At 40.4% G+C, this 20,575-nt stretch carries 17 protein-coding genes; 4 read left to right on the top strand and 13 right to left on the bottom strand.

Translation table 11 applies throughout. The annotated features are described in order from the left end of the window. Positions 1 to 3: 3 nt before the first annotated feature. Positions 4 to 189: a DUF2970 domain-containing protein gene (locus ABZP26_RS01535; RefSeq protein WP_008115053.1), complete on the top strand. Its 186-nt coding sequence runs from the start codon at positions 4 to 6 to the stop codon at positions 187 to 189. Here ABZP26_RS01535 and ABZP26_RS01530 read toward each other — a convergent pair. From ABZP26_RS01530 to ABZP26_RS01490, 9 genes are all read right to left on the bottom strand, one after another. Beyond that, positions 152 to 1,003 carry a Dam family site-specific DNA-(adenine-N6)-methyltransferase gene (locus ABZP26_RS01530; protein WP_008115051.1) on the bottom strand — a complete coding sequence of 284 codons (852 nt, stop codon included), beginning with the start codon at positions 1,001 to 1,003 and terminating at the stop codon, positions 152 to 154. The two genes, ABZP26_RS01535 and ABZP26_RS01530, sit on opposite strands and share 38 nt — an antisense overlap. A 53-nt stretch (positions 1,004 to 1,056) precedes the next feature. Beyond that, positions 1,057 to 2,373, bottom strand: coding sequence for an SPOR domain-containing protein (locus tag ABZP26_RS01525; protein WP_138764586.1), 1,317 nt, complete (start codon positions 2,371 to 2,373; stop codon positions 1,057 to 1,059). Further along, complete coding sequence (gene aroB / locus ABZP26_RS01520) at positions 2,374 to 3,444, bottom strand: 3-dehydroquinate synthase (protein WP_033104301.1); 1,071 nt, start codon at positions 3,442 to 3,444, stop codon at positions 2,374 to 2,376. Between the two features lie 29 nt (positions 3,445 to 3,473). Further along, complete coding sequence (gene aroK, locus ABZP26_RS01515) at positions 3,474 to 3,992, bottom strand: shikimate kinase AroK (protein WP_008466255.1); 519 nt, start codon at positions 3,990 to 3,992, stop codon at positions 3,474 to 3,476. 447 nt (positions 3,993 to 4,439) lie between these two features. Beyond that, the gene (locus tag ABZP26_RS01510) at positions 4,440 to 6,530 is read right to left on the bottom strand and encodes a type IV pilus secretin PilQ (RefSeq protein ID WP_013463907.1); all 2,091 of its coding nucleotides are present in this window, start codon (positions 6,528 to 6,530) and stop codon (positions 4,440 to 4,442) included. Beyond that, positions 6,517 to 7,053, bottom strand: coding sequence for a pilus assembly protein PilP (locus tag ABZP26_RS01505; protein WP_008115036.1), 537 nt, complete (start codon positions 7,051 to 7,053; stop codon positions 6,517 to 6,519). Before ABZP26_RS01505 ends, ABZP26_RS01510 begins: the two co-directional genes overlap by 14 nt. Next, a complete protein-coding gene (locus tag ABZP26_RS01500; protein ID WP_008115035.1) occupies positions 7,053 to 7,655 on the bottom strand; it encodes a type 4a pilus biogenesis protein PilO in 603 nt (200 codons plus the stop codon). The genes ABZP26_RS01505 and ABZP26_RS01500 overlap by 1 nt, the downstream gene beginning before the upstream one ends. After that, positions 7,645 to 8,217 carry a PilN domain-containing protein gene (locus tag ABZP26_RS01495; RefSeq protein WP_008115031.1) on the bottom strand — a complete coding sequence of 191 codons (573 nt, stop codon included), beginning with the start codon at positions 8,215 to 8,217 and terminating at the stop codon, positions 7,645 to 7,647. The genes ABZP26_RS01500 and ABZP26_RS01495 overlap by 11 nt, the downstream gene beginning before the upstream one ends. Then, on the bottom strand, positions 8,205 to 9,284 hold the full coding sequence (locus ABZP26_RS01490; RefSeq protein WP_013463905.1) for a pilus assembly protein PilM: 1,080 nt from the start codon (positions 9,282 to 9,284) through the stop codon (positions 8,205 to 8,207). Before ABZP26_RS01490 ends, ABZP26_RS01495 begins: the two co-directional genes overlap by 13 nt. A gap of 131 nt (positions 9,285 to 9,415) precedes the next feature. On the opposite strand from ABZP26_RS01490, the gene ABZP26_RS01485 reads away from it, so the two are divergent. After that, positions 9,416 to 11,890, top strand: a complete 2,475-nt coding sequence (locus ABZP26_RS01485) for a penicillin-binding protein 1A (protein ID WP_008115027.1) — start codon at positions 9,416 to 9,418, stop codon at positions 11,888 to 11,890. Between the two features lie 48 nt (positions 11,891 to 11,938). Here the strand turns inward: ABZP26_RS01485 and metL are convergent, their stop codons facing one another. Together metL and metB are read right to left on the bottom strand one after the other, a co-directional pair. Continuing rightward, a complete protein-coding gene (metL, locus tag ABZP26_RS01480) occupies positions 11,939 to 14,284 on the bottom strand; it encodes a bifunctional aspartate kinase/homoserine dehydrogenase II (RefSeq protein ID WP_368485265.1) in 2,346 nt (781 codons plus the stop codon). Between the two features lie 49 nt (positions 14,285 to 14,333). Further along, positions 14,334 to 15,581: a cystathionine gamma-synthase gene (gene metB / locus ABZP26_RS01475; protein WP_013463902.1), complete on the bottom strand. Its 1,248-nt coding sequence runs from the start codon at positions 15,579 to 15,581 to the stop codon at positions 14,334 to 14,336. A 198-nt stretch (positions 15,582 to 15,779) separates the two neighbouring features. Here metB and metJ point away from each other — a divergent pair, with 198 nt between their 5' ends. Then, entirely contained in the window at positions 15,780 to 16,100 is a 321-nt protein-coding gene (metJ, locus tag ABZP26_RS01470; protein WP_008115021.1) for a met regulon transcriptional regulator MetJ, read from the top strand. A 68-nt stretch (positions 16,101 to 16,168) separates the two neighbouring features. Here metJ and ABZP26_RS01465 read toward each other — a convergent pair whose 3' ends face one another. Both ABZP26_RS01465 and rpmE read right to left on the bottom strand, forming a co-directional pair. Beyond that, entirely contained in the window at positions 16,169 to 17,410 is a 1,242-nt protein-coding gene (locus ABZP26_RS01465; RefSeq protein ID WP_013463901.1) for a malic enzyme-like NAD(P)-binding protein, read from the bottom strand. A 525-nt stretch (positions 17,411 to 17,935) separates the two neighbouring features. Continuing rightward, positions 17,936 to 18,151, bottom strand: coding sequence for a 50S ribosomal protein L31 (gene rpmE, locus ABZP26_RS01460; protein ID WP_008115018.1), 216 nt, complete (start codon positions 18,149 to 18,151; stop codon positions 17,936 to 17,938). A gap of 230 nt (positions 18,152 to 18,381) precedes the next feature. On the opposite strand from rpmE, the gene priA reads away from it, so the two are divergent. After that, positions 18,382 to 20,565 carry a primosomal protein N' gene (gene priA / locus ABZP26_RS01455; RefSeq protein WP_368485264.1) on the top strand — a complete coding sequence of 728 codons (2,184 nt, stop codon included), beginning with the start codon at positions 18,382 to 18,384 and terminating at the stop codon, positions 20,563 to 20,565. The last annotated feature ends 10 nt before the right edge of the window (positions 20,566 to 20,575 follow it).

The raw sequence follows: 20,575 nt of genomic DNA, 5'->3' as shown, positions 1-20,575 counted from the left end.
TAAATGCAGCACTTTTTTAGCGCGTTACAAAGCGTACTGGCTGCATTTTTTGGTGTTCAATCTGAAGATAAGCGCAAAACAGACTTTAAGTACCACTCTCCAATTACGCTGATAGCTATTGCCGTAGTACTGTTTGTATTGTTTGTATTGGCTATTTATGCAACCGTGACTTCGGTGCTAAATACATAGCCATTAGCTCATCCACTTTATTTCGTGAACCGCCCTTTGGACTAATCGTACGTTTAACCTGAATTTTATCCAGTGATGCTTGACTGTAAATTTTGCGTGTCCACACGGTATCGTGGTTTGAAATAAGGACTGGCGTGTTATTCTCAAATGCCGCTTGCTCAGCCAAGTTAGCTAAATTAGCCTGATCATCTAAATTAAATCCGCCTTTAGCGTAAGAGGTAAACGATGCGGTTTTACTTAATGGTACATAGGGCGGATCGCAGTATATCACCGCATTTTTAGGGACCAGTTTAAATACATCATCGTAGCCTAAGCAGGTAAATGTTGCTTTTTGTGCTTTGTTGGCAAAAAAGTACATTTCTTTTTCAGGAAAATAAGGCTTTTTATATTTACCAAAAGGCACATTAAAAATGCCCTTTAAGTTATATCGACATAATCCGTTATAACCATGGCGGTTCATATATAAAAATAAAATAGCTCGCTCATACACATCGCTGCTTTGGTTAAACTGCACACGATAATCGTAATACGCATCTGGATGGTTATTTAAATCAACAAATAGTTTTTTTGCATCGCTAATAAACTCATCCGGCGAACGTTTAAGCTCTTTATATAAATTGATTAAATCAGCATTTATATCGTTAAGTACGTAGTGTTTAAAATTACTATTTAAAAACACTGAGCCCGCACCAACAAAAGGTTCAACCAAGGTATCTGCATGTTTACTTGCTTGATTTAGTCGCGCGTTAATATCTTCAACGAGGCTATATTTTCCGCCAGCCCATTTAAGGAAGGCTCTACTCTTTTGCTGCATTGGCTCTTTACTTCAATTCGGTGTTGCGCGATTTTACACTAAAGTCACTGAGTTTACTGATCAACTCGTGCAATTTCTTGTTTTATTTTGCTAATTTTTTTATAGAAAGGTTTATTTTTTCTTACTCCAGCGGGGAGTGCTTGCAGTGCTTGTTTTGCCTCATTTAAGTTAGCAAAACTGCCTGTTGTTACCACCCACCACATTTTACCATTTCGTTTAGTTTGGTATGTATTGGTAATACTTTCTAGCTTATGTTCAGCAATAAACTCATTGCCTACCTGCTGCTGAGTTACGGCTAATAGCTGAATAACAAAATTATCTTCAGGTTGTTCTAGGTACCAGTTACTGGGTATTTTTACTATTTGGCTTTGCTGCTTTACCACCTCAGGTACGCTAATGGCTTCTTCAACCGGCGGCGGTGCTGGCTTTTCTTGTTCAGTTAAAGTCGATGGCTCAGTTAAACTTCCTACAATTGCTGGCACGTCATTGTGGGCACTCTCATCTGTAGTTGGCTCTTTAGTTATAGGCTGTGGCGAAGTAAACAGGGTTGGTGATTTAACCGGTTGTTGTTTATTTTGAATAGCTTGCTCGGTTGTAATAGCGGTTGTGAGGACTTGCTCATCGCTTTGACTATTAGCATTTTTCCACCATTGGGTCATATCAGCTTTGTATACAACGCCAATAATCAATAACATAATTATGAGTAATAGTGTGAGCAACTGTAAGCGCCAAGATACTTTGTCTTTTACGATAATATCAGCAACTTGTTCGCTAGGCTGCCAGGCTAATAAAAGACTTGGGTTACCTTGGGCTTCAACTAAAAAGGTTTTAAATACAGGGTCTTCATCATAAGGTAAAGCCGTGAAGTACCATCCCATTAGCTGCTTACTTTCAACCAAGTTTAATGGCTCTAAATGAATATTAACTGCCTCTTTAAACGGCAATTTAGATTGCGATGCAATCATAATGTAAAGCACATTGGGCGCACTTTTTGATAACAGCTCGAGCTCTGCAATTAGTTCTTCAGATAGGTGCCTGCCGCCATCGATAACCCATAAACACGCGCCGCATTGTTGTTGCTTCGCTAATTGATAATAGTTTTGTGATAAGCTCAGGTTGTGATCAATTAAAGGGGCATTAAAGCTTTGCTCTAATAATTGAGTCATCAATTGCACATCAGTCATTTGAGCGCCAACTTGCACAAACGCTTTATTAAAATCGTTATATTTATCAGTGATGAAGGTTTCAAGCAAATAGCTTTTGCCTAAACCAGAAGTGCCCAACAAAACAATTAGGTTTTGACCATATTCAAATTGCAATGCGATTCTATCCACCAAAGCCGCACGGCTCGGTAAAATTTGTGACTGCATTTATTGCTCGATCAATGCTCTGACTTGATCATCAGACACATCATCAACTAATGCACATTGACCAAATTCGGTGGGTAAAATGAATCGGATAGTCCCTTTTTTATTCTTTTTATCTTTTCGCATATGCAGTAAAAAGTGCTCACTGGTCATATCGCTAGGTATCTCGATTGGTAAGCTATATTGCGCTATTAATGTAGCAATACGCTCTACATCTTCTCGTGTTAAATCTTGGCGAGTATAAGCAAGCTTTGCAGCAAGCACCATACCTGTCGCGACCGCTTCTCCATGTAACCAAACACCGTAACCCATTTGTGCTTCAATAGCATGCGCAAACGTGTGCCCTAAATTTAACAACGCACGAAGGCCCTGCTCTTTTTCATCTTGTGCAACAATAAGCGCTTTAATTTCACAGCATCTGAAGATGATGTGCTGTAAACACGTCTCGTCTAATTGTTGTAATTTAGCGATGTTATGCTCTAGATAAGCAAACAGTTCAGTATCGTAAATCAAGCCATACTTAATAACTTCAGCCATGCCTGCAGCAAACTCGCGTGTTGGTAAGGTATGCAACGAACGCGTGTCAATAAATACAGCTTGGGGTTGATAAAAAGCCCCAATCATATTTTTACCTAGCGGGTGATTAACCGCTGTTTTGCCGCCAACTGAAGAATCAACTTGAGATAATAAAGTGGTTGGTATTTGGATAAAAGGGACGCCACGCTGATAACAAGCAGCAACAAATCCAGTTAAATCACCTACAACGCCACCACCTAATGCAATTAAGCAGGTGTCACGGCCGCAATTATTCTCAAGTAGGAATGCCGAAATTTTTTCAAACCAAGTGAGTGATTTATATTGCTCACCATCTGGAATAATAAAATGCAGTGGGTTTAGCTGTGCTAATGAATCAAGCAACTGTTGAAGGTACAGCGGTGCAATCGTTTCATTAGTAATGATGATAGGCCGACAATCACCAATGTGATGGATTAGACGGCCTGTATCTTGAAGTGCAGATTGACCAATATAAATAGGATAACTTCGCTCGTCTAAATTAACAGTTAATTCAAGCATGCTGGGTTAGTCCTTTTTAATACTGGCTTTTAAAAATCCAATTTCTCGATGATTTGGTTAGCAACAACTTTCGCGCTCTGCTCATCAGTGCGTACAACAAAATCAGCTACTTCTTTATATAATGGTTCACGCTCTTCTGCTAAGCGCTCAAGTACATCACGAGGTGCTTCTTCTGTTTGCAGTAATGGGCGACGCTTGTCGCGTTGCGTACGTGCAACTTGCTTTTCAATCGGTGTCTCTAAGTATACAACAATACCGCGAGCCGAAAGCTTGTTTCGAACTTCTTTACTCATTACTGAGCCACCACCGGTTGCAAGTACAATACCTTGCATTTCGGTTAAGTCACCAATAACAGATTCTTCACGAAGTCTAAAGCCTTCTTCACCTTCAAGATCGAATACCCAGGCAATATCTGCGCCCGTGCGACGTTCGATTTCTTGATCAGAATCAACAAATTCAAGGTGTAATTGGTCAGCGATGTGACGACCAATCGTGCTTTTGCCAGCCCCCATGGGGCCAACTAGAAATATATTACGTTTCTCAGCCATATCTTTTAGTACAAACGAACTCTAAAATTTGAAATAAAACCCCGCCTAACGACCTGGCCCCAAAATTAAGAAAGGGATTATCTCAGTAATCGGTCGGGTATTTCAAGTCAATTAGGATAAAAAGCCATATAACGAGCAATTAAACTAAATAATTACCCACTGGTTAACAAAAAAGCACCTTATTATAGGCAAGTTTATCTTCTAGGGTTAAAATTTATGCAATTAAGGTTACTACATTGCTGCTTCATGAAAGCTTTTGCATGGTAACTTTACAAGAGCCTGAATTACAAACAACATAAACGCAGCCTTAAATACATCCGCAGTACAGTACATGATCAAAATTATATACTGTCTTATTGTACATTTATAGGGAGTGTTCACACCACGATAACTAAATTACATACCCATACTATCTAGGCTGGTATTCAACCTAGATAGCTTAAATATTTAGTCTATTTGGATTTTAGGTGTGACAAAAATCAGCAGTTCGCGCTTTTCATTGAACTCGCTTGTGCTTTTAAATAGTCTTCCTACGTAAGGAAGGTCGCCCAATAAAGGTACTTTTTTGGTCGAATTAATAATTTGCTGTTGGAAAATACCACCCAACACTACCGTTTGTCCATTCTCAACGAGTACTTGAGTCTCAATTTGTTGCGTATCGATGGCAACCGCTGGGCCTGTACCTGTTTGAACCGTATCCCCTCGGGTATCTTGAGTAATGATTAAATTTAAAATAACTTTGTTATCGGGTGTGATATGAGGTGTCACCTCTAGGCTTAGTACCGCCTTTTTAAAACTTACGGTTGTTGCACCACTTGAAGCTGACTCCACATACGGGATCTCAGTACCTTGTTCAATACGCGCTTTTTGCTGATTAGCAGCAGTAATGCGTGGGCTTGCAATGATTTCACCTTTGTTTTCTTCTTCAAGGGCGGTTAATTCTAAATCAATTAATGTTCCGTTAGCCAATTTAGCAATGTGCATACCTATACTCGCCGATGGATTCGCCACTGGTAAATTAACGTTAAGTCGATCAGAAAGGCTAGGAATATTACCATTAGAAATCGTTTCAGCTCCTTCTAATGTGCCAGAAACACCGTCTGAGCCTTGCTGATCACTAAACCCCCAACGAACCCCCAAGTCTTCAGTTACGTTGTCACGTACGGTTACCATACGTGCTTCAATAACCACTTGTTTAACCGGTATATCTAAAGTTTCGACCATACGACGAACACTTTCAATACTTTTTGCAGTGTCTTTCATTAATAACGTATTGGTACGTTGATCAACAGACACGCTCCCTCTGGCTGTAATAATACTATTGGTATCTGTTTTTAATAAGTCGGCAAAATCTTCTGCTTTTGCATAATTTAAGCGGATGTATTCACTGTAAAGTGGCTCTAAATCCTCAACTTGCTGTTTAGCTTTTAACTCTTTTGCTTCACGGGCAGCCAGCTCTTCAGATGGCGCAACCATTAAAATAGAACCGTCCATGCGTTTGTCTAAGCCTTTTATTCTAAGCACGACATCTAACGCCTGATCCCACGGAACCCCATCAAGGCGAAGAGTAATATTGCCTGTCACTGAGTCGCTTGTTACCAAGTTAAAATCATTGTAACCGGCAATAATCTGTAATACAGCACGAACAGAGATATCTTGAAAATTAAGCGTCATAGGACGACCCAAGTACTCTTTACCACCATCTAAGTAGGCATTTTGCGTTTCATCTTTCTCAACCGTTAAGGTAAAAATATTCTCAATTTGCTGATAGGTATAGGCAAAAGCAGTGTTTGGTTCAATCACTAAACGTGTAAGGTTATCTTCTTTAAACGTTTCAATACTGCTCACCACAGTGCCAAAATCGAGTACATCTAATTCATACAATAAATCATCTAAAATATCGGTATGATGAAACTCGGCAATGATTTTTCCACCGCTTTCATGAACCTCTACAGCTGCCTGAGTATCTTGTAGATAAACAAGTACTTTCGCCTCACCTTTTTCTCCACGTCGAAAGTCAATTGCTTGAATACCGTTAATATAATTAGACGTGTAAGCAGGCTTATCTTCGCTGGTTGTTAAAATTTGCTCTGTGAGTGGGTTATCAGAAATTCTAATAGAAACTAAATTATTGTTTACTTCAGTCTCATAAATTTTTAATCGGTCCAAGTTAATGGTCACTTTTAAACCCGCACTGGTCATCATACTCGTGATGTTACTGATACCAGCTTGGTTGATAGCGATATTCGTCAACCCTTCATCTAATTCTACCCCATCGAATAGTAGCTCTATTCTTGCAGGGCTATTAAAAACTTGTACTGCTGGTTGCTGCTGCAACTCTTCATCAAAAACTAGCTGTAATTCGGTTTCACCTTTAAGCAATGGATTATATCGAACGTCATAGAGTAAAGGGGCTGCACTGACGGCTTTTGTCATTAGTAGTAAAAAAACAAACAATAAAGCAGATAAAATACGATGATGCGAACACTCACCTTTGTGCATATAGGGTATACCTTTTTTCTTATTAATTTGCGCCATTGGTTGCCGCCTCTAACATTTCTAATTTGGTCAAACGTTCTTTCCAACAACCTGACCCATCAGGGATTAATTCTACTAATTCAATATAGTCACTATTAACACTGCTTACTTTTCCGTCATAGGTGCCTAAATAGCTTCCTATTGTTACTCGGTGCAAGGTGTCATCAGCAGCTGTAATGAGCGCCCATGTTTTGCCGTTCGATCCTATTGTGCCCCTCATTGCTAAATTATCTAATGGGTACTTCTCCAGTGGCTGACGAACACGCTCTGGATCTGGGTGAAGACAGTTTTTAACTTGTGTTAGCTTGTTTTGAATAATTTCTGGTTCTGGCGCTACAAAAGGGCTACGTAAGTCTTTGGCGTTATACTCAAAGTGCTCAAACTTAACTAGCTCAGGTATTTTTTCAATACGTGCCGTGGTATTTGCCTTAACCTGATCAATAAATTCTTTTTGCTCCGATGTATCCTCGTTACAGCCACTGAGCAAAAACATCGCAGTGGTTAAAAAGAGAAGCTGCTTCATCATCTCACCCCCTCTTCATAACGGTAAGTTTTTGCTACTACACTGAATGTTAGCTGCTTTTCGCCAGATGATAAAATAGAAAAGTCATGTAAACTGACAATTCTTGGTAGTTGAGCCACTTTCCCTACAAATTCGCCAAACTCATGATAAGTACCTACCACTTCAATTTTAATTGGCAACTCGGTATAAAACTCTTTTTCAACTTCTGGCAACCAACCAATTTTTAAAAATGTTAACCCGCTGGTTGTACCCACATAAGAAAGGTCGTCCAATAATCCTGGCGTCTCATTTGAAGTAGGTAGGCGTTTTAATAATTGAGAGAATTTATCTTCCATCTCAACCATTTGCTCACGATAAATATCAAGCTTACTGGCAACTGCATATTTAGTTCGGTAGGTTGTGCGTAACTCAATTTCCTTAGCAACGGCATTGTGGTAGCTGTCTATTTCATCCGACACTAATAAGCTGTAGCTAAAAAACAACACCAAACAAGCTACAAAAGTTCCGCATATTGCTTTTACAATAACGGGCCACTCACCGATGTTATCGAGCTCGATTTCATTCCAATCGATTTCTGTAAACGATTTAAAATCAAGGTTCATTACGTACCTCACCTATTTTGCCAAATGGTTTTACGTAAAACTCCATATTAAAATCGCTGAGTAAACGTGAAGATTGATCGCCGGCAACAATACCTTGCATAGTCGGGCGCTCTAATAAGTAAGAGCTTTGTACCTGTCTGAGCATAGTAGATAAACGATTATTAGACTCACTTTTGCCTAACACATGAATTTGATTACCTTTGCGCTCCAGCTTGGTTAAATAAACCCCTGCAGGCACTATTTTTGCCACTTCATCCATTATTTGGGTGCCTAAATTACGGCTACTTTGTAACTCTTCAATTAAACGCATACGTTGTTGTAAGTTTTCTTTTTTCTTGTCTAGATCGCGTATGTCGCGAATTTTATTGTCGAGCGTTGTAATTTCTGAACTAAGATAATTATTTTTTAACGTTTGCCCTTCTTTTAGAGCACCATAAAACACACTCAGCATATACATACCAGCAAAACAGACGATAACCACAGCCATAAGAAGTGTTATAAATTTCTTTTTAGACTGCTCACGCTGTAGCTCACGCCAAGGTAATAAATTTATATGTGGCATGATGAAAAGCTCCTCAACGCCAGGCCAGTCGCAATTGCAAATTGAGTGCGGTGGCGCTGTATTATATTACGATCAACTCTAGGGGATATTTCCATCTTATCAAATGGTTCAACAACAACTGTGTGTATTCCTAATTCTTCAATCAGCAATCTATCAATGCCTTTAATCATCGCTGAGCCACCCGTCAATACAATATAGTCCAATTGTTCTTTACCTGTGGTGGTTAAAAACATTTGAACAGCACGACGAACCTGCTGGAGTAACGATGTTTGAAAAGGAGCTAACACTTCAAATGTATAGTTTGGAGGTAAATCACCGGTTGTTTTGCCAATTTCAGCTTCATCAAAGCCTTTGTTGTAGTAAGCAACGATACTATTTGTGTATTGGTCGCCACCAAATACTTGGTCACGGGTATAAATTGTCTCACCAGATTGCACTACACTCACCAAGGTGAGTACAGCACCAATATCAACCACTGCAACCGTTTTGTCATATGCATCTGATGGTAACTGTTGGTAGTAAACATCCATAGCGCGACTTAGCGCATAGCTTTCAACATCCACTACTTTTGCGGTTAAATTCGCAGCACTTAACGCACCGACTCTGGCTTCAACGCTTTCGGTTCTAGCGGCAGAGAGCAGTACATTTATTTTGCTCGGGTCAGCACTATTTGTAGAGAGCTTTTCAAAATCAAGACTCACTTCATCTAGTGGGTAAGGAATTAAGCTGTCGGCTTCAATTTCAATCTGCGACTCTAATTCAGCGTCGCTTAAGGAAACATCCATGAAAATAACTTTGGTAATCACGGTTTGCCCAGAGACGGCAACAGACGCGAATTTTAGCGACTTTGGTAGCTTTCGTTTTAACTTGATTATCACATTACCAATTGCTTCAATATCTTGAATATTACGCTCGCTCATAGCGCCTTTTGGCATAGGTTCAATTGCAAGTGCTTCTAGTCGAAGCCCAGTTTCTGTTTCACTTAAAAGTACGGCCTTGATAGAGTGCGATCCAATATCAATACCTACCATCATTGGTGATGGTTTTTTTATTAGTTGACTTAGCATGTTTGCAACTTTGCCTTTGTTTTAATAATAAACAAGTTATAATTTATATCTTAAAAAATATTATTCAATTTTTAATCAATATATACTAGCAGTCTCAACCTGTAATTGGGAGTCCGTTTAGGGAAATATCAGTGATTTTATTAAAAAGAACTTTACAATTTTTGATCATTTGTGCATTACTTGCACTAATTACATTGCTCAGCCTTTATTACTACGTTAAATCCGATATTCCCAGCGTGCAAGTTTTAAAAAACGTGCAATTACAAACGCCTATGCAAGTATTTACTAAAGATGGGCTTTTAATCAACCAATTTGGTGAAAAAAGACGGATCCCTGTAACTATAGACCAAATTCCCCAGCCTTTATTGCAGGCTTTTTTGGCAACTGAAGATAACCGCTTTTACGATCATATCGGTATTGATCCAATTGGTATTGTGCGCTCAGCGCTAGTACTTATTTCTACTGGTGAGAAAAAGCAAGGTGCCAGTACTATTACCATGCAATTAGCTCGTAACTTCTTTTTAACACGAGAAAAAGCCTACATCCGTAAAGTAAAAGAAATATTTATTGCCATTCATATCGAAAACCTCCTCTCAAAAGATGAAATATTTGAGCTTTACCTAAATAAAATAGAATTAGGAAATCGTGCCTTTGGTATTGGTGCTGCGGCTCAAGTTTATTATGGTAAAGAACTAAAAGAGTTAACTCTTGCGCAAATGGCAATGATTGCTGGTTTACCAAAAGCCCCTTCGGCACTTAATCCTATTCGTAATCCAGAACGTGCTAAAGCAAGAAGAAATGTGGTGTTAGGAAGAATGCTTGAAGAGAAGTATATTTCAAGAGCGCAGTATAATGAAGCCACTAACCAACCAATTACCGCGTATTTTCATGGAGCTGAAATTGACTTATACGCGCCGTACATTTCAGAAATGGTACGAGCAGAAATGGTGTCACGCTACGGTATAGATAAAGCCTATAACTCAGGGTTTAAAGTGTACACCTCTGTTGAATCAGATGTTCAAAAAGCAGCACAAACAGCTCTAGTTAATAACCTACATGCCTACGATATGCGCCATGGTTTTAGAGGCCCTGAAGCCATATTGTGGGATCCGCAAACAGAGCCGCCATTAACGCAGTCGAAATTATTAAACACTTTAAAAGCCGTTAATGAATTTGGCCCTTTAAAAACGGCTGCGGTGTTAAGCGTGAGCGATAAAAGCGCTGAAGTTATACTTAAAAGCGGCGAGCGCACAACCCTTACTTGGGATAACCTAAAATGGGCACGTAAGTTTATTACACGCTATCGCCAAAGCTTTGCGCCTGAAACAGCAAGCGATATACTAACGCCAGGCATGCAAATATGGCTGCGCAAAAATGACGATAATAGCTATATTTTAAGTCAAATACCTGAAGCGGCGAGCGCCATTGTTTCTTTAGACCCACAAGACGGACGCATAAAAGCCATTGTTGGTGGATATAGTTTTGAACAAAGCCAATATAACCGAGCTGTACAAGCTAAACGCCAAGTAGGCTCAAATATTAAGCCGTTTATATATTCAGCTGCGCTTGAAAAAGGCTACACACTAGCGTCAATTTTAAATGATGCTCCTATAAATCAATGGGATAAGAGCCAAGGCGTTGCATGGCGACCAAAAAACAGCCCAGCTATTTATAATGGCCCAATTCGCATTCGTCGTGCTTTAGCCCAATCTAAGAATGTAATTTCCGTGCGCTTATTAAGGGGCGTTGGACTGCAAAGAACAGCCGATCATTTATTAAAATTTGGTTTTGACGATAAAGATATAAATCGTAGTGAGTCACTGGCATTAGGCAGTGCATCCATTACGCCGCTTGAATTAGCACGTGGTATGAGTGCTTTTGCTAATGGCGGTCACCTAATTGAGCCATACTTTATTTCACAAATCCAAGATGCAATGGGTAATACGTTATTTAAAACCAATCCCACCATTATTTGTGATGATGAAACGACAACACCTAGCTCGCTAATGCTAGGTGAGCAAGTAGCACCAAATTGTGCGCCGCAGATCATCTCTAAACAAAATGCATTTTTAATTGCCAGCGCAATGAATAGTGCTATTTGGGGTGGCGGTAGCTGGTCACATAAAACCGGTTGGAGTGGAACAGGCTGGCGTGCACAAGCGCTAAAACGTCGCGATCTTTCTGGTAAAACAGGCACGACAAATGATTCTGTAGATACTTGGTTTAGTGGCTTTAACCGCGATGTGATGACATCAGTTTGGGTTGGCTTTGATAACCCAGGTAATACACTGGGACGCTCAACCTACAATAACAACTTAGGAAGTGGTCAAATATCAGGTGCTGAGTCAGGCGCAAAAACAGCTCAGCCTGCATGGGTTGATTTTATGCGCGCCGCACTGGATGGCAAACCTGCTGCGCCCATCGAACCACCTGAAGGCTTAGTTTCTATTCGTATTGATTTAGAAACCGGATTATTAAGTCATAAAAACGATTACACCAGCCGTTTTGAATACTTTGAAAAAGGCACCGCTCCTACCAAGTATGTGTTATCACAACCAAATGATATATTTGAAGAAAACACTAAAACTGAAGAAGAACTATTTTAAATATAGCGAACAGTAAAAAGGCCGCAAATTAGCGGCCTTTTTGATGGTCTAACTAATATTTTGTACCAACCAGTATAAGTCAGAGTGAACGCCAGCAGCAGTCACTTCTTTACCCGCACCGGGCCCTTGTATCACTAATGCGTTTTGGTTATACCACTGGGTATTAATCACAAAAATATTATCGCCAGGGGTCAAATTCGCAACCGCTTCGCTTTTTGGTACATAGGTAATCCCTACCTTAGCGTTTAGCGTGTTGTTTTCAAACTCTAATAACCCGGTGTAGCACAGTGCAGCATTTTGTTGCTGAGCCGCTTGCGCATGCTGCTCAATAAATGCATCTAAACGAGCCTTATTATCAATAAAGTCATTCCAGCTGCCTGCACTTAACTCATCGGGCATCAAAGCGGATAAAGAAATGTCATCAAGTTCCAATTCAATACCTAATTCACGCGCTAAAATAAGCAACTTACGTTGCATATCTCGTCCAGATAAGTCTTCTCGAGGATCAGGCTCTGTGAACCCCAAAGCTTGCGCTTCTAGAACTAAATCTGAAAACGCTTTACTGCCATCATACATACTGCATAACCATGATAGCGTGCCTGAAAACACGCCTTCTATTCGCGTTATTTTATCGCCACTATTTTGTAAATCAGCCAAGGCAAAATTAATCGGTAGTCCGGCCCCTACACTTGCATTATAACGCCAATGTAAGCCACGTTGAGCAAGGCTTTCACGTAGTGTTTGATACCACGAAAGCGATGCGGTTCCCGCGTATTTATTAGCACTAATTAGATGGCAGTTTAATTCAACTAACTTACTATAAAGCTGACTAAAATGTTCACTGGCGGTAATGTCGATCACTATTTTATGTTCATACTCAAGGGTATCTATGTATGACAATAAATCGGCTTGTTTATAGGAGCTTGCATGGTTTTCCCATTGAAGTTGCCAGCTTTCACAGTCTAATCCATTAGCATTCACCAGCATCTGCTCTGAGCGTAAAAGCGCTACTAACTTGACGTTAAAATCAGTTGATAAGCGTGCTAGTTGAGCAGGTAATTGGCGCATAAACTCAGCACCTACATTACCAAGTCCTGCAATAATTAAAGCTATTTCTTGTGCTTTATTAATGAGCTTGTCATGTAACAGGCTCAGCACATCACTTTCAAGTACTTGATCGGTTAATAGTAACGTATATCCCTCACCGTAATGGGTAAACCGAGGCTGGATAGATTGTGTTTGTAATAAGGCTTCACTTTGCTTACCAAGCGGCGCTACCTCTTGATCAGGTGCAATAATCGCCACCCCATTTAAGTTTGACTCACTAATATTGGCGCGGCCAGCAAAATAATTAGCCACCTGATGTGTCGCTGACGCAGGGACTAGTAAGTAGATTTCGCCTTCGTGTTCAAAGTGATGCAAACTATGCTGAATAAGTTGGCTAACATGTGCTACTTCGCCTTCACTCAGATCATCAACAATGAGTAAATCCACATTATTTACTGTGGTTAAAAAGCGTTTTTGTTTACTCATTCCTAGTTTAACTATTTCGGTATGACTGCCTTGAGGATCGTAACTACTGCGAACAACTAATTCTATATCGGTATCTTTTAATGGCGATAATGTTTTAGCGTGTAATACTGGATTACCTAATCTCGCTAATAAATTCGCTTGATCACGGCACACTCGCGCATACTTAACCGCATTAGCAACCTTACGCGGATCAGTACTAAAAACACCTTGAGTGTCAGTCCAAATAGAGACTTTTTTAGCATTGCAATACCGCGCTAATAAAGTGGCACTGTAATCACTGCCATTTCGCCCTAAGGTCACTGTTTCACCATGTAAATCAGCCGCAATAAACCCAGTAACTACATTAATTTTACTCGTCTGTATGGCTTTTAAGCACTGCTGCTGATTATTAGCATGCTGCAGCTGCCCGGCATCTAACGTAAATAACTGCCTAGCGTCATGGGCACAAGCGCTAACGTTAAGCTGTTCTAAGTAAGCGCTTAGTAACCTTGCAGACCACAATTCACCATGTGCTAATAACGCAGCTTCAGCTAATGTCCCTTGCTTAGCCTGCTTGGTAATAATACTGAGATCAGTTTCAAGTAAATCAAGCGCATGGTGCTTAGCTTTAGCTATTAATAATTGCTCAATTAGAGCTATTTGATGGTTGCTCAATAGCAATACAATATCAGCAATAGCTTGAGTGTCTTGTTGTTGGTAGCTTTGCCACAGTTTAACTAAGGTATCGGTGGTTTTACCGGCAGCCGATACCACCACACAATCCCCAGCTTGAGCGTGAGTTAAAATAATATTTGCGACACTTTTAAAGCGATCCGCTGAGCTTAAACTCGAACCACCAAATTTATGAACCTGATTTACCATATTAATACCGACTCGCATTTATGTTTTGTATTTTGAAGATTGGTATGCACTACCATAACGCCGGATGCGCCGCGTTTAACTTTGCTGAACCAAATGATTCACTAGCACCACTTTTTGCCGATAGGCCGGGATTGGCTTGCCCTGGGCGCACCAAATTAAATACCCTGTCTAAGTCAGCGAGTAAATCATTTACATCTTCAATACCCACCGAGATACGAATAAGCGTGTCGCCTACTCCGGCTTCTGCACGCGCGGTTGCGTCCATGCCGGCGTGGGTCATAGTCGCAGGGTGACAAATCAAACTTTCTACTCCACCTAATGATTCCGCTAAGCTAAATTCATTTAAGCGCGTTAAAAACGCTGCAGCATCGTTTATATCGCCTTTTATATCAAAGCTAACCATAGCACCAAAGCCAAGCTGCTGCGCCTTAGCTAGCGCATGTTGAGGGTGTGATTCAAGACCTGGGTAGTAAACTTGGGCAACAAACTGGGAGCGTTCTAAATACTGTGCAATGGCGAGTGCATTTTCTTGGTGTTGCCTTAAACGCACGTTTAAAGTACGTAAGCCTCTGAGCGTTAAATAGCTATCAAATGGCGCGCCGGTGATGCCAATGTTATTTGCCCACCACGCTAACTCTTCACCTAACTCAGCAGTCGCTGCGATAACCGCGCCACCAACAACGTCTGAATGGCCATTGATATATTTTGTGGTTGAGTGCACCACAATATCAGCGCCAAACTTAATCGGGTTTTGTAATGCTGGCGATAAAAATGTGTTGTCGGCGGCAACCAGTGCACCACACTGTTTAGCTGTATCAGTTACCGCTTTAATATCTGTTAAGCGTAAAATAGGATTGCTAGGTGTTTCAATCCAAATCAGCTTAGGTTTAATAGCAAGGATGCGTGTCAAACTGTCGCTTTTGGTAAAATCGACCACTTCTAGTTTTAATAAGCCGCGCTTTTCTAGCGAAGTAAATAAGCGATAGCTGCCCCCATAACAGTCATGAGGGATCACTAACGTATCGTCACTATTAAGTAATTGTGTTGTTAGGTGAACGGCTGCCATGCCTGTTGCGGTAATAATGCCTTTAGCGCCACCTTCAAGCTCCGTGAGCGCCTCAGCCAAAATGTCACGATTAGGGTTACCACTGCGGCCATAATCATATTGACGCTTTGTATCAAAGTCAGCAAATGAGTAAGTTGTTGATAAATAAAGCGGTGGAACAACCGCACCATGCTGTTTGTCGGCTTCTATTCCACTACGAACAGCAATTGTTGCCTTATTTTTTTCACTCATTTTCGCTACCTTTACTAATTTGGATGTTTAGACGTCTAAAAGGTAGCGCATGCAATTTAAGATGTCAAAACATTTAAATGTCTAGATAGCTAAATAACTAGTATTTGACTATCTTTTTTAAACCGATAGAATTTCACGCATATTTACACGCTTTGATGCTGTGTGAGCAATTTATAATCTGAGGCAACGATACATCTTATGGCTAAATGGAATGGTGAATATATTCACCCATACGCAGAACACGGGAAAAAATCCGAACAAGTAAAGAAGATCACCGTTTCGATCCCGCTAAATGTATTAAAAGTATTAACTGATGAACGTACTCGTCGTCAAATAAACAACTTACGTCATGCAACAAATAGCGAGCTTTTATGCGAAGCGTTTTTGCATGCGTTTACCGGGCAACCGCTGCCTAATGATGATGATTTGCGTAAAGATAACGCAGAAAAAGTACCTGAAGAAGTGAAGAAAATAATGCAAGAAATGGGACTAGAAGTGCCTATTTTAAATGAAGACTAGAAGGGTCTTTATACAAAAAAACCTCAGCAAATGCTGAGGTTTTTTTTGCGCTAATTTACACTTAACAATTACGCCATGTAGTTTTCTGGCATATCAATTTGTGCAACGCCAGAGTCTACCGCCGCCTGCGCAACCGCTTTAGCTATACGTGGTAACAAACGAGGATCCATTGGTTTTGGTATAATATATTTAGCACCAAACTCTAATTTGTCGATGCCTGCGGCAGTAAGCACTTCAGTCGGCACGGGCTCTTTAGCAATACTGCGAATTGCTTCTACAGCAGCAATTTTCATCTCGTCGTTTATTTCACTGGCACGTACATCTAACGCACCACGGAAAATAAACGGAAAACACAATACGTTATTAACTTGATTCGGATAATCAGAGCGACCTGTAGCCATAATTAAATCGTTACGTGCAGCGTGTGCTAATTGCGGATCGATTTCAGGATCGGGGTTTGAACAAGCAAATACCACGGGTCTATCAGCCATTAATTTTAAATCTTCAGGGGCTAATAAATTAGGGCCCGATACACCCACAAACACATCGGCATCTTCAATTACATCTTGTAAAGTACGTTTATCGGTATTGTTTGCAAATAATTGCTTATATTCATTCAAGTCATCACGACGCGTATGAATAACTCCTTTGCGATCTAACATATAAATATGTTCACGCAACGCGCCACATTTAATTAAAAGCTCCATACAGGCAACAGCTGCAGCGCCGGCACCTAAACATACAATAATTGCATCTTCAATTGCTTTGCCCTGTACTTCCAGCGCGTTTAGCATACCCGCAGCCGTTACAATAGCCGTACCATGCTGATCATCATGAAAAACAGGAATGCTACAACGCTCTATAAGCGCTTTTTCTATTTCAAAACACTCGGGCGCTTTAATATCTTCTAAATTAATTCCACCAAAAGTGTCGGCAATATTAGCCACCGTGTTAATAAAGTCTTCGGTAGTACGGTGCTTAACTTCAATATCTATAGAGTCTAACCCTGCAAAACGCTTAAATAGTAGCGCTTTACCTTCCATAACGGGTTTTGAAGCCAGTGGACCTAAATTACCTAAGCCTAAAATTGCGGTGCCGTTAGTAATAACCGCAACCATATTTCCTTTACCAGTATATTTGTAGGCATTTGCTGGATCAGCGGCAATTTCACGAACAGGTTCTGCGACACCGGGGCTGTATGCGAGCGCGAGGTCTTTAACCGTCTCAGCGGGCTTGGTCAGCTCAATACTGATTTTACCTGGAACGGGATGGGCATGGTAATGTAGTGCTTGTTCACGAAAATCTGACATAACGCGATTATATCCTGCAATTTAAGTTAAAGTGAGAGGTAGTTTTAATCTACGATACCTTTATTATTTTTAAATTCCAAGCAATATCAGGTCTATCCTGTTATATGCTAGAACTGTTAATTTTAAGTGATTTATCAGCAACTTCCCTAGATTATCCTGACATTTTTAAAATATAAATTCGTCATAAAAATGAAAAACACAGGTACTTTTTGCCCTTGTTCTATTTTTATAAAGCGTATTTTTTAGTCTTAAATTAAAATAGTGAAATACCGAATTTTATTTAACTTTAAACACAAATAACCTCACGTTACCTGCATTTGAGTACCATCTTTAAAGTTTAACAAATAAAAATATAGAGAATATTGGCTGTTTTGTCTGCAAATGTTTATGCATACTCAGAATAAGAACAGGAAATAGTTATGCAAAAAAAATAAATACAAAATTGCTAAGAAAGCAGGTAGGAAAGTAAATTTTGGCCACAAAAAAAGCACCCTAAGGTGCTTTTTTTTACATAGAAACAAAAAATTATTTTTTGCTGCTAAGTGCACCGAAGCGCTTGTTGAAGCGATCAACACGGCCGCCAGTGTCTAAAATCTTTTGCTTACCAGTGTAAAACGGGTGACACGCAGAACATACGTCTAAGTGAATGTCTTTACACAGAGTAGAACGAGTTTCGAATTTGTTTCCGCATGAACAAGTTGCAGAAATTACTTCGTACTTAGGGTGAATACCTTCTTTCATAGGAACCTCTAGTTAAGGCCGCATCGCTCTCCAAACCCGAAGTCTGGCACCATACGTCGTTAAAACAAATTTATTGGTCGCGAATTTTATCCAACAACCCGCACGCACACAAGCTTTAATTACCCTTTTTGCTAAAAAGTCGGCAAACACCTATCCATTACTGATTTGTCGGTAGGCTTTTAATGCTATTTTTAGTACATTAAACCATTACGTTAATTGGTTGAGTTGTTATGCGTTTTGCTGAAGTTGCAATAAAAGTCCCCTTGCCTCGCACCTTTGATTATAAAGTGGATGAGCAATTAGTACCGCTGACTCAATTACAGCCTGGTATGCGCGTGTTAGTCCCTTTTGGTAATCAACGTAAAGTAGCGGTTATTCTTAGCTTAAAAGCGGAAACAGCAGTCCCCGAAGGCAAAATAAAATCTATTATTGAAGTTATTGACGACTCACCGGTGTTATCTGCGCAGCATTTAGAGCTACTGAAATTTACAGCGCGTTATTATTGCTATCCACTCGGTGAAACTATTCATATTGCATTGCCCAGTGCACTGCGCCAAGGTGAGTGCCCTGATAAAACCAGTATAAACATGGTGACATTAAGCGAAAAGGGGGCACTTTTACCGTCTTTAAAAGCTAAAACACAGCTTAATTTGCTTAAGCAATTATCAGCATCCGGTAAATCATCATTAACCGAACTCAAAGCCCTCGGGTTTAATAAAAAAACCATTGATACCCTTTTAGATAAAGAGCTAATAATTCAAACCATTGAGCACGACAATCAATGGCAACATACCTCGCCAACGGTTGGCAGCAAACCCCGTTTAAATAAAGAGCAAGCCATTGCCTGCACTGCAATTAATCAAAGTACGGGGTTTAATAGCTTTTTGCTAGAAGGTGTCACTGGCAGCGGAAAAACCGAAGTTTACCTGCAATGCCTAGAAGAAGTATTAAAACGTGGCGAACAGGCGTTAGTGCTCGTTCCTGAAATCGGGCTAACGCCTCAAACGGTCAATCGTTTTAGACGTCGCTTTCCTGACACCCCTATTATGTTATGGCACTCGGCATTAACCGATAACGAGCGTCTACAAACATGGCGTTTTTGCGAAAAAGGCAGTTGTGCCATTGTTATAGGCACCCGTTCAAGTATTTTTCTGCCATTTTTAAAGCTTGGGATGATTGTGGTTGATGAGGAGCATGATGCCTCATTTAAACAACAAGACACTTTACGCTATCATGCCCGTGATTTAGCTGCGTATCGTGCCTATCAGCATCAAATTCCACTTATTTTGGGTAGCGCTACGCCAGCACTAGAAACACTGCATAAAGCTATTAATAACAAATACCAGTTGCTTACATTAAGTGAGCGCGCACAAACCGCCACCGATAATCAGTTTAAGCTGCTCGACATGAAAGGTCAGCCTGATCGAGCCGGTATTGCACATGCCAGTCTTGCAATAATGCGCCAGCACCTGAATAGGGGAAAGCAGGTGATGGTATTTTTAAATCGCCGTGGGTTTTCTCCTACCTTGATTTGTCATGAATGTGGTTGGTTGAGTGAATGTAACCGCTGCAGCACCAGTGCGACTTTTCATAAGGCAATAGGCCAAATGATTTGCCACCATTGTGGCGATCAATATCATGTACCACATCAATGCCCTAACTGTGGTAGTACGCAAATTTTTCCTAACGGCAAAGGCACCGAGCAAATAGAAGAGTTTTTGAGTAGTGAATTTGCAGACACCCCGATCAGCCGTATCGACCGTGATTCAACTCGGCGTAAAGGTAGCCTTGAAAAAGCACTGGATGAAATAAACCAAGGCGGCGCACGTATTTTAGTTGGTACGCAAATGCTGGCAAAAGGTCACCATTTTGCTGATGTTAGCTTAGTACTTATTTTAGATGTCGATAGTGGTTTGTATTCGTGTGACTTTAGGGCTACTGAGCATTTAGCACAATTAGTAACACAAGTTGCAGGACGCGCGGGACGTTCTGGCGAACCCGGTGAAGTATTATTACAAACGCACTTTCCTGAGCACCCGTTATTACAAGACTTAGTTAATAATGGCTATCAAGATTTTGCCCGCTTTGCACTCACTGAGCGAAGTGATGCACAGTTGCCACCTATTACGAGTATGGCAATTGTTCGCGCACAAGGGCATAACATAAAGCAAGTCGTCGACTTTCTAACGGATTTGGTTCCTGTCAATGGGGTATCTGGTATACAATTGCTCGGACCGATCCCTGCGCCTTTAGAAAAAATTGCGGGAATGTATCGTTTTCAATTACATATTCAAGCGCAAGATCGACGCATACTACATCAGTATCTCGCGCAAATGGTTGATTATCTCAGCACTAGCAAACTTGCACAAAAAGTTCGCTGGAGTTTAGACGTAGACCCTACAGACATGATTTAGGTAAGGCCAC

The organism is Pseudoalteromonas sp. SD03 (assembly GCF_040937955.1).
Taxonomy (GTDB): Bacteria; Pseudomonadota; Gammaproteobacteria; order Enterobacterales; family Alteromonadaceae; genus Pseudoalteromonas; species Pseudoalteromonas tetraodonis.
Note: the sequence above shows the minus strand (reverse complement) of the source record. Positions and strands in the feature narration are given on the sequence as shown.